General features: G+C 73.1%; 11 protein-coding genes. 5 read left to right on the top strand and 6 right to left on the bottom strand.

Translation table 11 applies throughout. From position 1 onward, the window contains the following. Positions 1-38: 38 nt before the first annotated feature. From H300_RS24960 to H300_RS0104685, 5 genes are all read left to right on the top strand, one after another. The gene (locus tag H300_RS24960) at positions 39-2138 is read left to right on the top strand and encodes a GTPase (protein WP_486583568.1); all 2100 of its coding nucleotides are present in this window, start codon (positions 39-41) and stop codon (positions 2136-2138) included. Positions 2139-2625: 487 nt separating this feature from the next. Then, positions 2626-4032: a Cys-Gln thioester bond-forming surface protein gene (locus H300_RS24955; RefSeq protein WP_486583550.1), complete on the top strand. Its 1407-nt coding sequence runs from the start codon at positions 2626-2628 to the stop codon at positions 4030-4032. A gap of 167 nt (positions 4033-4199) precedes the next feature. Next, positions 4200-5864, top strand: coding sequence for an energy-dependent translational throttle protein EttA (gene ettA, locus H300_RS0104695; RefSeq protein ID WP_028426517.1), 1665 nt, complete (start codon positions 4200-4202; stop codon positions 5862-5864). A gap of 2 nt (positions 5865-5866) precedes the next feature. Beyond that, positions 5867-6304: an acyl-CoA thioesterase gene (locus H300_RS0104690; protein WP_028426516.1), complete on the top strand. Its 438-nt coding sequence runs from the start codon at positions 5867-5869 to the stop codon at positions 6302-6304. Continuing rightward, entirely contained in the window at positions 6264-6941 is a 678-nt protein-coding gene (locus tag H300_RS0104685) for a DUF8185 domain-containing protein (protein WP_028426515.1), read from the top strand. Before H300_RS0104690 ends, H300_RS0104685 begins: the two co-directional genes overlap by 41 nt. 86 nt (positions 6942-7027) lie before the next feature. Here H300_RS0104685 and H300_RS0104680 read toward each other — a convergent pair whose 3' ends face one another. The 6 genes from H300_RS0104680 to H300_RS32125 all read right to left on the bottom strand — a co-directional run bounded on the left by H300_RS0104680 (position 7028) and on the right by H300_RS32125 (position 12923). Further along, positions 7028-7432 (bottom strand): globin domain-containing protein, encoded by a 405-nt coding sequence (locus H300_RS0104680; RefSeq protein WP_028426514.1) that lies wholly within the window; start codon positions 7430-7432, stop codon positions 7028-7030. Between the two features lie 100 nt (positions 7433-7532). Continuing rightward, positions 7533-8630 (bottom strand): ABC transporter permease, encoded by a 1098-nt coding sequence (locus H300_RS0104675; protein ID WP_037979097.1) that lies wholly within the window; start codon positions 8628-8630, stop codon positions 7533-7535. Beyond that, a complete protein-coding gene (locus H300_RS0104670; RefSeq protein WP_028426512.1) occupies positions 8627-9358 on the bottom strand; it encodes an ABC transporter ATP-binding protein in 732 nt (243 codons plus the stop codon). The genes H300_RS0104675 and H300_RS0104670 overlap by 4 nt, the downstream gene beginning before the upstream one ends. 86 nt (positions 9359-9444) lie before the next feature. Further along, a complete protein-coding gene (locus tag H300_RS0104665; protein ID WP_028426511.1) occupies positions 9445-10560 on the bottom strand; it encodes an FHA domain-containing protein in 1116 nt (371 codons plus the stop codon). Between the two features lie 19 nt (positions 10561-10579). Then, entirely contained in the window at positions 10580-11932 is a 1353-nt protein-coding gene (locus H300_RS0104660) for a VWA domain-containing protein (RefSeq protein ID WP_028426510.1), read from the bottom strand. 184 nt (positions 11933-12116) lie between these two features. Continuing rightward, complete coding sequence (locus H300_RS32125; RefSeq protein WP_486583549.1) at positions 12117-12923, bottom strand: PP2C family protein-serine/threonine phosphatase; 807 nt, start codon at positions 12921-12923, stop codon at positions 12117-12119. Between the last annotated feature and the right edge of the window lie 194 nt (positions 12924-13117).

Genomic DNA, 13117 nt, shown 5'->3' with positions numbered 1-13117 from the left:
CGGAGGCGCGGGAGACCGGGACACCCGGAGCGCCGTCGATCACCCCGGCTGCTCCGGTCGCCCCCGCCGGAGCGGGGCGGGAGGTGTCGTCGCCCGCGGCCCCGCGGGAGGGCGCGGAGGACGCCCGGCCGCCGGGGCCCGCGGGGCCGGACCGTGCCGCCGACGCCTTCGGGCCGGTTGCCGAACCGGAAGACTTCGTGCTTCCTCCGCCCGGGCTCCGCCCCGGAACCGGCCCGGAGCCCGAGGAGCCCGAGGAGCGGTCCGATCGGTCCGCGCCGTCAGCCGTCGAGCGGTCCACCTTCCGGGACGCCGGGCCGGGCGGGGGCCCGGGGCCCGTGCCGGACGGCGGCCTCCGGGCCGGTGACGCCGCCGAGCACCGGCCCCCCGGGGCCGAACCGTTCCGGGCAGCGGCGCCGTACGCCGCTCCCGCACCGACGTCCGCTCCCGCGACGGAGCCCGCTCCCGTGCCGGCTCCCGTGTCAGCGGGGCGGGAGAGCGGGCTGGGGGAGCGCCTCACGGCGCTGCGGGAACTCGTCGGCATCTCCCGGACCCGGCTGCCGCACGGCACGCTGGCCGAGGCGTCCCGGGTGCTGGAGGAGGCCTCGGCCCGCGGCCGCCTCTCCCGCGCCCACACCACGGTCGCGATCGCCGGCGCGACCGGCAGCGGCAAGTCGACGCTGTTCAACGCCCTGGCCGGAGCCCAGCTCTCCGAGGCGGGCGTGCGCCGCCCGACCACGGCGGCGCCGGTGGCCTGCGTCTGGGAGGCGGCGGAACGGGACGGCGGTGCGGACGGCCTGCTGGAGCGGCTCGGGGTTCCGCCGCGCTGCCGTCGCCGTGCGCATCTGCGCGACTCGCAGAACCTGGGGCTGCGCGGACTCGTGCTGCTGGACCTGCCCGACCACGATTCGGCCGTCCGGGAGCACCGGGACCAGGTGGACCGGCTGCTGCGCCTGGTGGACGCGGTGATCTGGGTGGTGGACCCGGAGAAGTACGCGGACGCCGTGCTCCACGAGCGCTACCTGAAACGGTTCGCCCGGCACTCGGAGATCAGCTTCGTGGTGCTCAACCAGGTGGACCGGCTGCCGGAGGACGCCTGTGACGAGGTGGTCGGCGATCTGCGCCGCCTGCTCGACGAGGACGGCATGGCGCTGGGCGAGCACGGCGACCCCGGCGCGCAGGTGCTCGCGCTGTCGGCGCTCTCCGGGTCCGGCGTAGTGGACCTGCGGGAGGCGCTGGCCGAACTCGTCGCCGGACGCCTCGCGGCTGCCCGCCGGCTGGCAGCCGACGTGGACGGCGCCCTCGCCGAGCTCCGCCCCGTCTACGTGGTCGACGGCGGGCACGGGCCCGAGGGCCTCACGGACGAGGCGCGCGAGGAGTTCGAAGATGGTCTGGGGAACGCGGTGGGCGCCGCCGCCCTCGGACGGACCGCGGAGCGCGCCTGGCTCCGTCGGGCCGACCGGGCCTGCGGGACCTTGTGGTCGGGCCTGGTGCGCCGGTCCGCCGTCCAACGGGCCGCGCGTCGCGACGACGGGCCGGCGGGCGCACCGGAGGCCGCGGACGCCTCGGACTCGGTGGACCGGGCGGCCCGTCCCGCCGTCGACCAGACGGTGCGGGTGCTCGCCGACGGGGCGACGCGCGGCCTGCCCGAGCCGTGGGCCCGTGCGGTCCGGGAGGCGGCGTGGCGCGGCGCGGAGACGCTGCCTGCCGCGCTCGACGAGGTGGTGGCCGGTGCGGCCGGACCGCGACGTCCCCCGCGCCCGCGGTGGTGGGCCGCCGCGGCGGCGAGCCAGGCGGCGCTGCTCGCGCTCCAGGTCGTCGGCCTGTGCTGGCTCGCCTCGGGGGCCCTGGGTGCGCTGGGCGTGCCCGGGCTGCCGGGGGCGCACCCCCGGGCCGCGTTCGCCCTGCTCGCGGGGGGCGCGCTCGCCGCTCCACTGCTGGCCTGGGGCTGCCGGACGGCGGCCCGTCAACCGGCCCGGGCGTACGGGCTGGACCAGGAGCAGCGGTTGCGCCGGGCCGCCGCGGGCTGCGGACGGGCGCGGGTACTGGAGCCGGTGGCCGCGGAGTTGATGCGGTACGGCGAGGTACGGGGCCAGTACGTCATCGCGGCCGGCGGCCCGGAACGCGAGCTGACGGGCTGACGGCCCGTCGGCCGAGGAGCCGACGGCGGTTGCGGGTGACGGAGTTGTCCACAGCGGGCGGTTCGTGCACAGCTTCGCGCAGGGTCCGCGGAACACCGGCAGCATGAGCAGTGCGCGGGCGGCCGGGGGCCGCTCGCCCGCACTCTTCGGGAAGGACGGCACCATGCAGCGGACGCGCACCCACACGAGCCCCACCGCGCGAAGGAGCAGCCTCGCGCGGAGGAGCACCGTCGCGCCGAGGGGCCGCGGGCTGCCGGCGCACCTGCCGGACGGAGCACGGGCGGGCGGTGCCGGAGGCCCCGCGGGGCCGGGTCCTCGATGTCCTTCTTCGCGACCTTTGGCGATAACGATTCCGAGTCGGTCCGCGTAGCTCGTGTGAAATTTGGGGATCTTGTTGCGCCCGCTCTCTACGATCCCGGGTCAGACGCACGGGGTTGACGAGGGGAAGAGGATGATCTTGAAACGCGGACGGATGACCATCCGTCGCGTGGCAGCGACAGCGGCTTCCGGTCTGATGGTGGCGGCAGGTGCGACGCCCGCCGCCGCGGCGGTGGGCATGTCGACGGAGCCGGAAACGCACTCGGGCGGTGCTCTCGCCACTCTGGACGGGCTGCGGGTCCACGACCGCGCGGTCATCCGGGAGGACGGCGAGACCACCGAGACGGGTGCCGGCCTCTTCGAGATGTCCGTCACCGGCGGTGGCAGCCTCCAGTCCTACTGCATCGACATGCACAACCCGACGCAGGAGAAGGCGCAGTACCGCGAGGTCCCCTGGAAGACCTCCCTGCTGCACGACAATCCCGACGCCGGGAAGATCCGCTGGATCCTGCTCAACTCCTACCCGAAGATCGACGACCTGGAGGCGCTCGCCCAGCGCGCCGGTGCCGGCGCGCTCACCCCGCAGACCGCGGCGGCGGGCACCCAGGTGGCGATCTGGCGGTTCTCCGACGGCGCCGACGTCTCGGCGGTCGACGGCGGTGCCGAGAAGCTGGCCGACTACCTGGAGCGCACCGCGGAGCGGGTGGGCGAGCCGAGGACCTCGCTGGGACTCGAACCGGCCGCCGTCTCCGGCCGGCCGGGCGACCTGCTCGGCCCGGTCACCGTGCGCACGACCGGCACCTCCGCCGGTGTCGCACCGAGCCCCGAGGCGCTCACCCACGGGGTGCGCATCGTCGACGCGGAGGGGGCCGAGGTCACCTCGGCCGACGACGGCGACCAACTGTGGTTCGACGTGCCCGAGGACGCCGAGGACGGCTCCGCCGCGCTGAGCGTCTCGTCGGCGACGGCCGTGTCCGTCGGACGTGTCTTCACCGGTGTCGGGGAGCACGCGGCCAGCCAGTCGCAGATCCTGGCGGGATCCAGCGACTCCACGGTGACGGCCACCGCCACCGTCAACTGGTCCGCCGAGGGCGCGGTGCCGGCGGTCTCGGCCCAGAAGAACTGCGCGGCCGGCGGTCTGGACGTCACCACCACCAACCCCGGTACGGAGCCGTTCACCTTCACCGTGGGCGACGAGGAGTACGAGGCGGCGCCCGGTGCCACCGAGACGGTCACCGTCCCGGTGGAGGAGGACCAGGCCTACCGGGTCACGGTCACCGGTCCCGGCGGTCTGGAGCGCACCTTCGCCGGGGTGCTCGACTGCGCCACGGTGAGCAGCGGACCGCAGGACGAGGGCCTCACCGTCCAGTCCGAGCCCTCGCCGCCGGTCACGGTCGGCGGGAGCGCGGCCGACGTCAACCTGGCCGAGACGGGCAACAGCGGCAACACGACCCTGCTGCTCGGCGTGGCCTTCGTCCTGCTGGTCCTCGGCGGCGGCGCGGTGCTGATGGTCCGGCGGGGCAGGCCCGGTGGCACGGAGGGTGCCAACTCCGCGGAGTCCGAGCCCGGGGCGTGAACCGGCACCTGAGGTGAGCCCGGCCCGGAGGATGCGGCGCACCCGCACCCTCCGGGCAGCCGGGAGGGCGCGCTCCGGCGGGGGCGGGCGCTCCCGGTTTCCGCCGGAGGCCCCCGGTACGGCAGGATGGAACCTCTGCCCACTCCCACATTGCCGGACGGTTTCTCTTGGCTGAGTACATCTACACGATGCGCAAGACGCGCAAGGCGCACGGCGACAAGGTGATCCTTGACGATGTCACCTTGAGCTTCCTGCCCGGCGCGAAGATCGGTGTCGTGGGCCCCAACGGCGCCGGCAAGTCGACTGTTCTGAAGATCATGGCGGGCCTGGAGCAGCCGTCCAACGGCGACGCGTTCCTCTCGCCCGGGTACAGCGTCGGCATCCTCCTCCAGGAGCCGCCGCTGGACGAGTCGAAGACGGTGCTGGAGAACGTCGAGGGCGGCGTCTCCGTGATCAAGGGCAAGCTCGACCGTTTCAACGAGATCGCCGAGCAGATGGCGACCGAGTACACCGACGCCCTGATGGAGGAGATGGGCAAGCTCCAGGAGGACCTGGACCACGCGAACGCCTGGGACCTCGACGCCCAGCTGGAGCAGGCCATGGACGCCCTGGGCTGCCCGCCCGGCGACTGGCCGGTGGTGAACCTCTCCGGCGGTGAGAAGCGCCGCGTCGCGCTCTGCCGGCTGCTGCTCGAAGCCCCCGACCTGCTGCTGCTCGACGAGCCGACGAACCACCTGGACGCCGAGTCCGTGCAGTGGCTGGAGCAGCACCTGGCCAAGTACGCCGGCACCGTCGTCGCGATCACTCACGACAGGTACTTCCTGGACAACGTCGCCGAGTGGATCCTGGAGCTGGACCGCGGCCGTGCGGTCGGCTACGAGGGCAACTACTCCACCTACCTGGAGAAGAAGCAGACCCGCCTCAAGGTCGAGGGCCAGAAGGACGCCAAGCGGCAGAAGCGCCTCAAGGAGGAGCTCGACTGGGTCCGGTCCAACGCCAAGGGCCGCCAGGTCAAGTCCAAGGCGCGGCTGACCCGCTACGAGGAGATGGCCGCCGAGGCGGAGAAGACCAGGAAGCTGGACTTCGAGGAGATTCAGATCCCGCCGGGCCCGCGGCTGGGCAACGTGGTGGTCGAGGTCGAGCACCTCTCCAAGGCGTTCGGCGACAAGGTGCTCATCGACGACCTGTCGTTCACCCTGCCGCGGAACGGCATCGTCGGGGTGATCGGCCCCAACGGCGCCGGCAAGACCACCCTGTTCAAGATGATCCAGGGCCTGGAGGAGCCGGACTCCGGAGCCATCAAGGTGGGCGACACGGTCAAGATCTCCTACGTGGACCAGACCCGCGCCAACATCGACCCCAAGAAGACGCTGTGGGCGGTGGTCTCCGAGGAGCTCGACCACATCAACGTCGGCCAGGTCGAGATGCCCTCGCGCGCCTATGTGAGCGCCTTCGGCTTCAAGGGCCCGGACCAGCAGAAGCCGGCCGGCGTGCTCTCCGGCGGTGAGCGCAACCGGCTCAACCTGGCGCTGACCCTCAAGCAGGGCGGCAACCTGCTGCTCCTGGACGAACCGACCAACGACCTCGACGTCGAGACGCTCGGCTCGCTGGAGAACGCGCTGCTGGAGTTCCCGGGCTGCGCCGTGGTCGTCTCCCACGACCGGTGGTTCCTGGACCGCGTCACCACGCACATCCTCGCCTACGAGGGCGAGAGCAGGTGGTTCTGGTTCGAGGGCAACTTCGAGTCCTACGAGAAGAACAAGATCGAGCGGCTCGGCCCGGACGCGGCCCGCCCGCACCGGGCGACCTACAAGAAGCTGACCCGGGGCTGAGCGTGCGGCACGACTACCAGTGCCCGCTGCGCTGGTCGGACATGGACGCCTTCGGGCACGTCAACAACGTCGTCTTCCTGCGGTACCTGGAGGAGGCGCGGATCGACTTCATGTTCCGGCTGGCGCGGGAGGCGCAGTCCGACGCGTTCACCGGCGGCTCGGTGGTGGCCCGGCACGAGATCGAGTACCTCAGGCCGCTGGTCCACCGCCACGAGCCGGTGACCGTCGAGTCCTGGGTGTCCAAGCTGGGTGCGGCCTCGGTGACGATCTCCTACGAGATCAAGGACGTCGACACCCTCTTCGTGCGGGCCTCCACCCTGGTGGTGCCCTACAACCTGAAGGAAGAACGACCTCGGCGGCTCACGGCCGTGGAGAAGTCCTTCCTGGAGACGTACCTGGATGACGCCTTCCAAGACAGTGCCAAGACTGGTCTTCGCTGACCCCGGAGAGGCCGCCGGCCTCGCCGCCTTCCTGGAGCGACTGCTCCGCTGGGAGAAGAACGCCGCCGTCCGCATCAAGGCGGAGGGCGGCGTCGCCGGGGTGTTCGCGAAACCGGCGCGGTTCGAGGTGCTGGCGGTGCGCACCGGACGGCTCCTCGAGGCCAACGGGCCGATCGCCCTGGACACCACGGTGGCGGCCGGTGAATTGCTGGAACTCGTCGACGAGCGGCGGGAACTGGTGACGGTTCCGGCCGCGGTCACCGGGCCGCCGTGGGCCGGCGTGCTGCCGCCGCGCAGTAACTGGCGGGCGCTCGGCGAACTGCCGCCGGACGCGGTCCGCACCGTGGCGGCCGCCACGGTCGCCGAGTTCCGCGAACGGGCGGAGGGGCTGCCGGAGAGTGAGCGGACCAGGGAGCGGCTGGACGCGCTGGCCGAGGAGATCTGGTCGCGTCCGCTGGGCCGTACCGACTTCCCGCTGCGGTCCGTGCACGCCGCCCACGCCCTGGGCTTCCTGCGCGGTGACCGGCCGGTGGGCCTGTTCGCCACCGGGAGCTGGCTGCGGTTGCGGACGCACTACGGTTCGGTCGCGGTCCGCAGGAGCACGGCGGCCCCCGGGCTGCCCGTCACCCCGGTCTGAGCGCGGCGCAGCCGGAGCGGGCACGGCAGCGGGGCGGGGCACCGGACGCCGGTGCCCGCCCCGCTGCCGTGCGGTCGGCGTTCTGCTCAGCCCTCGGTGTTGACCATGGAGGCCGCGGCGTAGACCAGGTAGTCCCAGAGCTGCTTCTCCTGGTCGGCGGGCAGCTCCAGGCTGTCCACCGCCTCCCGCATGTGGGACAGCCAGGCGTCGTGCGCGGCCCGGTCCACCCGGAAGGGCGCGTGCCGCATGCGCAGACGCGGATGACCGCGGTTGTCGCTGTAGGTGCGCGGCCCGCCCCAGTACTGCATGAGGAACAGCGTGAAACGCTCCTCCGCCGGTCCCAGGTCCTCCTCGGGATACATCGGACGGAGCACCGGGTCTGCTGCGACCCCCTGGTAGAAGCGCTTCACCAGCTTCCGGAAGGTCTCCTCACCTCCGACGAGCTCGTAGAACGTCTGCTGCGGCAAGCTTCCGCGCGGAATCTCCATCACCCCTCCATCGTCGCAGACGCCGGACACCGCCTTCAGGGGGCGTCGGGGGTGCCCGGCGCCGGGACCGTCGTGCGGCAACCGCGCTGCGGGCGGCCCGCGGTCAGGCGCTGTCCCAGCGGAACAGGCGCCAGGCGAGCAGGGAGAGCACCAAGGCGAAGAGCAGCAACCCGCCGATCACCGGCAGGGCCGTCTCCGGGCCCCCGCCGCGCGACATCACCTGCTGCATGGCCTCGGAGAGGTGCTTCAGCGGCAGGAACCCGGACACCGTGCGTACCCAGGGCGGTGCGGCGTCCAGCGGGAAGAGGGAGCCGGAGAGGAAGGCCATCGGCAGGATGACGATCTGGGCCATCCCGTTGGCCGCCTCTTCCGACTTGGCCCAGGCGCCGACCACCAGCCCGATGGACATGAAGGCGAGCGTGCCGGAGAGCACCAGCGGGACGGCCAGCCACCAGTCGCCGGTGAGCCGGAGTCCGTAGTACGGCAGCGTCGCGATGCCGAGGAAGATCGCCATCTGCGCCAGTGCCAGGCCGAGATTGATGCCGACGCGTGCGCCGATGACCGTCCCGGCGCTGATGGGGGCCAGCCACAGCCGCCGCAGGATGCGCTTCCTGCGCCAGGAGACCAGGTTCAGCGCGGTGCCGAACACCGCGCCCATGGCGACGGCCCAGCCCAGCAGGCCGGGGGTGAGGAACTGGATCGGCTTCACCGACTCGTCCTCGACCTGGTCGGAGCTCAGCCGGTAGGCGGGCGGTTGGCCGGTGGCCGTCTGGTTCGCCTGCTGCACCACCGAGTTGAGGAGGCCGTGCACGCTGCCGGCCCTGACCTGGTCGGCGGCCGAGAAGCGCACCTCGACCTCGTCGCCGCGCTGGACGACGGCCGCGTCCACCTCGCCCTGCCGGACCCGCTCCACGGCCTCGTCGAGGGCGGCCCTCGAACCGTCGGTCCTCTCGATCCGCAGGACGTCCCCGAGCCGTTCCTGCTCCCGCTCGGGCATCTCGTCCAGCACCGCGACGTCCCCGACTTGGACCACCTCCGACTGCGGCGTGGTGTTGTCCTTGAACAGCGCGCCGAAGAGCACCAGGAACATCAGCGGGAAGACGAGCACGAAGAAGACGGCGGCCCGGTCCCGCAGCAGACCCAGGGCCATGGCCCGGGACAACCGGAGGAAGGGCTTGACCCGACCGGACACGGCGCTCATTCGCGGTACTCCCGTCCGGTCAGCTGGAGGAAGACGTCCTCCAGCGAGTCCACGCCCCTCTCCTCGACCAGCTCGCGCGGCGGTCCGACCCGCAGGATGCGCCCGTTGTCCATCACCGCGACCCGGTCGCAGAGGATCTCGGCCTCGTCCATGTAGTGCGTGGTGAGCACCACCGTCCTGCCTTCGGCCTGGATGGCGCGCAGCAGGTCCCAGAGGTTGCGCCGGGCCTGCGGGTCGAGTCCGGTGGTGGGCTCGTCGAGGAAGACCAGCTCGGGTCCGTGCACCAGGGTGCAGGCGATCGACAGCCGTTGCGCCTGGCCGCCGGAGAGCCGGTCGTCGCGCACCCCGGCCTTGTCGGTCAGACCGACCTGGTCGAGCATCGCGTCGGCGCGGTCGTCGCCGACCCCGTACAGCGCGGCGAAGGTGCGGATCTGCTCGCGGGCGGTGAGCTTCTCGAAGAAGGCCGACGCCTGGAGCTGCACCCCCAGCCGGGGCAGGAGTTTCGTGTTGCGCGGCCAGGAGGGTTCGCCCAGGAGCCGCGCGTGGCCCTCGTCGGGCTCGCGGAGCCCCTCGACCAACTCCAGCGTGGTCGTCTTCCCTGCGCCGTTCGGTCCGAGAATGCCGAAGAACTCGCCGTGCCGCACTTCGAACGACACGCCGTCCACCGCTTGTACATCCCCGTACCGCTTGCGCAGTCCTTCGACTGTGATCGCGGATTCACTGCTCATGGGCGGACGCTACCCCGGACGCTGCCGCCCCGGGGACCCCGGGCGCCGCACGATCGGGCCCGGGCGCGACCCGGGGCGTGGGGCCGTCAGTCCCGGCGGACGGTGATCGTCGTCCAGGCGCCGACGTGCACCTGGTCGCCGTCCTGGAGCGGCACGGGCACGTACGGCTGGATCGGCTCCTCGGCGCCGTTGACGGTGGTGCCGTTGGTGGAGTCCTGGTCCACCACCGCCCACCCGCCGTCCGGCTGCTGCACGAGGAGCGCGTGCTGGTGCGAGACGCCCGGGTCCTCCGGGGAACGGGAGAGGTCGATGTCCGGGGCCTCGCCGGTGGAGTTGCGCCGCCGTCCGATGGTGACCTGGGCTCCTGCGAGCGGCAGCTGCTGCTCGGGGGAGTACTCGGGCAGGTTGAGCGAGGCGCCTTCCGGGCCGCTGCGCTGCATCATCGCGGTGAAGTACTCGCGGTCCGGGCCAACCGTCGCGGACCAACCGCCCTGCCGGTCCGGTGCGCTCCCGACAGGGGCGTACTGCTGCCCGTACGGGTCCGGGGAGGCGTACTGCTGCTCCGGCGGGGAGGACTGCTCCTGGTAGGGCGGAGGCACCTGGTAGGGCAGCTGATCGGGGTACGGCTGCCGCGCCGGCCGGCCCTGCGGGCCGGGGCGGCCGTGCGGATCCGCGTAGGCCTGGCTGCCGGAGTGGTCCGGCCGCTCCTGGTGCGGTGCCCGGCCGGGGTAGCCGTGCAAATCCGCCTGGGGCGGGGCGTACCCCTGCGCGGGGTAGGGCTGTTCACCGTAGGGACCGGCCGGGGGCGCCAGGCTCCAGTCGTCCTCCGAACGCGGCGGCTGCGCCGGGATCGGCTCGGCCGGGCGGTTTTGGGTGGACGGAGGGGAGTCGGGGAAGTCCGAGTGCTGCTGCCCGGGGCCGCCCGGATGCCCGTAGGCGGTGGGGGAGTGGGTCAGGAAGTGGTACCGGCACTGCTCGCAGAAGGGCGCCTGCGCCTCCCGCGGAGTGCGGCACTGCGGGCACACCTCCCCCTGGGGAACCGCTCCGCCCGGATAGCCGTAGCCGCCGTACGGCTGGTCCGCCCCCGGGGCGAACGGGGGTGCCGAGGCACCGGACGCGCCGTCGCCGCCGGGCATGCGGTAGCCGCACACCTCGCACCAGTCGTCAGCGGCGGACTGGTGGCCGTTCGGGCAAGTCGGCATATCGGGCTTCCCCCTCCAGCTACTTCTTCACACGGACCGTCTTGGTGGACCGTGTTTCCAGTGTCATCTCATCGGCATCGGTGACTCCGGCTTTCAGCCGAACAGTACCCTCAGCGGCATCCACGACCTCCACCACCTTGGCGAGCAGCCTGGCGGTGTCGGCGTTGCCCGAGAGCCCGGCAAGCTGCACCGCGCGGCCGAGTTTCGCGGTCGCCCCGTCCTCGTCCCCCGCCTTCCGCAGGTCCAATCCCTCCTGGATGGCCTGGGCCAGTTCCGCCTGCCCCGTGTAGTGCGCGACCTGCGGATCGATCGACGTGCTGGCGTCGGTGTCGTCCGTCCAGACGGCCCGGATCAGTCCCTGGGAGAGGGTCCGGGTGCCGCCCTCCGGGTCGGGTTGCAGCAGGGAGACCCGGGTCGCGAGCATCTCGCGGCCGAGGCCGGCCGGCGGCACCCGGACGCAGACGTGGTAGTCGCGCGACTCGTCGCCCCACGAGCCGGTGGGGTAGTCGCCGACGCGCGGTCCGGCCTCGGCCCTGCGGCCGGTGAGGTCCTCGACGGTCGGTGCGACCTGTTTGACGTACTCGATCGCGGCGTCCTGCGGGGTCCACAGCCGGAGGTCGACGTCCGCGACCTCCTTGCCCATCGCGCCGGTCATCATCCGGGTGAAGTCGGCCGCCAGCCCGGCGGGGTCGGCGACGATGTCGGCGCTGCCCAGCAGGGCCGAGGCGATCGAGGTGACCTCCCCCACCTCCCAGTCGGTGCCCACACCGCGTGCGTCGCAGGTGAAGCGCCCCGCACAGACGTCCAGCGCCGCCCGCAGCTCCGCGTCCCCCTCATGCTCGTTCCGTCCGTCGGTGAGGAGGATGCCGTGCCGGATCGCGACGTCCGCGCCGGACAGCAACCGCTCGGCGAGCCGCAGCCAGGTCCCGATGGCGGTGCCGCCTCCGGCGCTCAGACCGCACAGTGCCGCCTTCGCCCGGCTGCGGCTCTCCTCGTCGGCGACGGCAAGGGCGCCGTCACCGGGGAAGACCTCCCTGGCGAGGTGGTTCCCGGCCACCACGGCGAAGCGGACCCCGCCGCGGAGGGTGTCGAGGGCCGCGGCGGTGGCTTCGCGTGCGTGCGCCATCTTCGTCGGCGGGTAGTCCATCGACCCCGAGCAGTCCACCATGAGCACCACGGCGGCAGTCGGGCCCTCCGCTGCCGGGGCCGCCCCCGGGTCGGTCAGCACGAGCGGCACCCCGCCGCTGGTGCCGCCGCCGGTGGAGGTCACCGTGACGATCGCGTTCACCTCCTGGCCGTTCTCCGGGAGGTACTCGTTCTGGTACACCTCGACCGAGAACCGCGGTGCGTTCGTCTTGGCGAAATTGGCCATAACCTGCTTCCACTCGCGTCCCGTTGCTTTCTCTCGCCGGCCGTCGGCGAGGTGGGTGGAAGTGCTGCTGCTTCCCCCGTCGCGCTGACGACGCGGGCCGTGCCCCGCGCGTCCGCCGCGCTTCCCGTGCCGTCCCGGGCGCCCGCCCCGTCCCGTCCCGCCGTCCGGGGCCGAGCCGTGCGCGTCAGGCCGATCCTGCCCGGCCCTGCGGTGCCGGGAACGGGATGACCGCCACTGTTACGTTGTCGTGGCCCCCTCGTTCCAGGGCGTGTGCCACCAACCGCCGTGCTGCCGACAGCGGTCGGGTACGGGCGTCGGCCGGGACGGCGGCGGCCATCCTGTCGGCGGACTCGGCGTAGTTCCACAGCCCATCGGTGCAGACCAGCACCACGCCCTCCCGGTCCGGCTCGAACGAAGCGGTGTGTGGCTCCAGTTCGTAGGCGTCGGCGCCGAGCCATCCGGTGATTGCGTGCGCCCGGACGTCGGCGTAGGCCTCCGCCTCGCCCAGCAACCCGGCGGCGACCATCTGCGCCGCCCAGGAGTCGTCCTCGGTGAGCCGGGCGGCCGGGCTGCGCCGGTCGTCCGGCACCCAGTACACCCGGCTGTCGCCGATCCAGCCGACCGTGAGCACCTCCTGGGCGGTGACCGCGCCGACGATGGTGCAGGCGGGCGCGTTCTGCTCCGGCTGCCGCGCCCGGTCGGCCAGCGCGGTGACCGCTTCGCCGGCGGCCAGCAGCGCGTCGTGCAGCGCTCGCGGCGGCTTCACCCCCCGCGGCAGTGTGGTGACCAGCGCGGCGCGGGCGGCCTCGGACGCGGCCTCGGACGCCTCGTCCGGACGGCTGGAGGAGGACACGCCGTCGCACACCACGGCGATCACCGCGGGCGCGCCGTCCGGAAGCGAGGCCGTGGCCAGCGCGTAGGCGTCCTCGTTGCGGTGATGCCGCAGGCCGCGGTCGCTGGCAGCCGAGAGTTCGGCGAGTTCGGTCTCCATGTGGTCCCGCTCCCGGGGTTGTGCCCGGCCGCAGCTCCCGCAGTAGCCGTCCGGATCGATGGCACCGGCGCGGCAGTGCGCGCAACGGTGTGCGGTGGGTGTCTCCGTCGCGGTCGGCTCCGGAGTGCGCGCGGACCCAGCCCGGCCCGGCGTCCTCGGGGCTCCCGGGCCGGGCGGCGCGGCCGGGGGACGCG

The sequence above is a fragment of the Streptomyces sp. TAA040 genome, assembly GCF_000424845.1.
Note: the sequence above shows the minus strand (reverse complement) of the source record. Positions and strands in the feature narration are given on the sequence as shown.

What these genes read in the sequence shown, in the direction of transcription:
- H300_RS0104665 (WP_028426511.1), bottom strand. Translation starts at nt 10,560, where the DNA reads ATGCCGACTTGCCCGAACGGCCACCAGTCCGCCGCTGACGACTGGTGC.
- H300_RS0104675 (WP_037979097.1), bottom strand. Translation starts at nt 8,630, where the DNA reads ATGAGCGCCGTGTCCGGTCGGGTCAAGCCCTTCCTCCGGTTGTCCCGG.
- H300_RS32125 (WP_486583549.1), bottom strand. Translation starts at nt 12,923, where the DNA reads ATGGAGACCGAACTCGCCGAACTCTCGGCTGCCAGCGACCGCGGCCTG.
- H300_RS0104670 (WP_028426512.1), bottom strand. Translation starts at nt 9,358, where the DNA reads ATGAGCAGTGAATCCGCGATCACAGTCGAAGGACTGCGCAAGCGGTAC.
- H300_RS0104660 (WP_028426510.1), bottom strand. Translation starts at nt 11,932, where the DNA reads ATGGCCAATTTCGCCAAGACGAACGCACCGCGGTTCTCGGTCGAGGTG.
- H300_RS0104685 (WP_028426515.1), top strand. Translation starts at nt 6,264, where the DNA reads ATGACGCCTTCCAAGACAGTGCCAAGACTGGTCTTCGCTGACCCCGGA.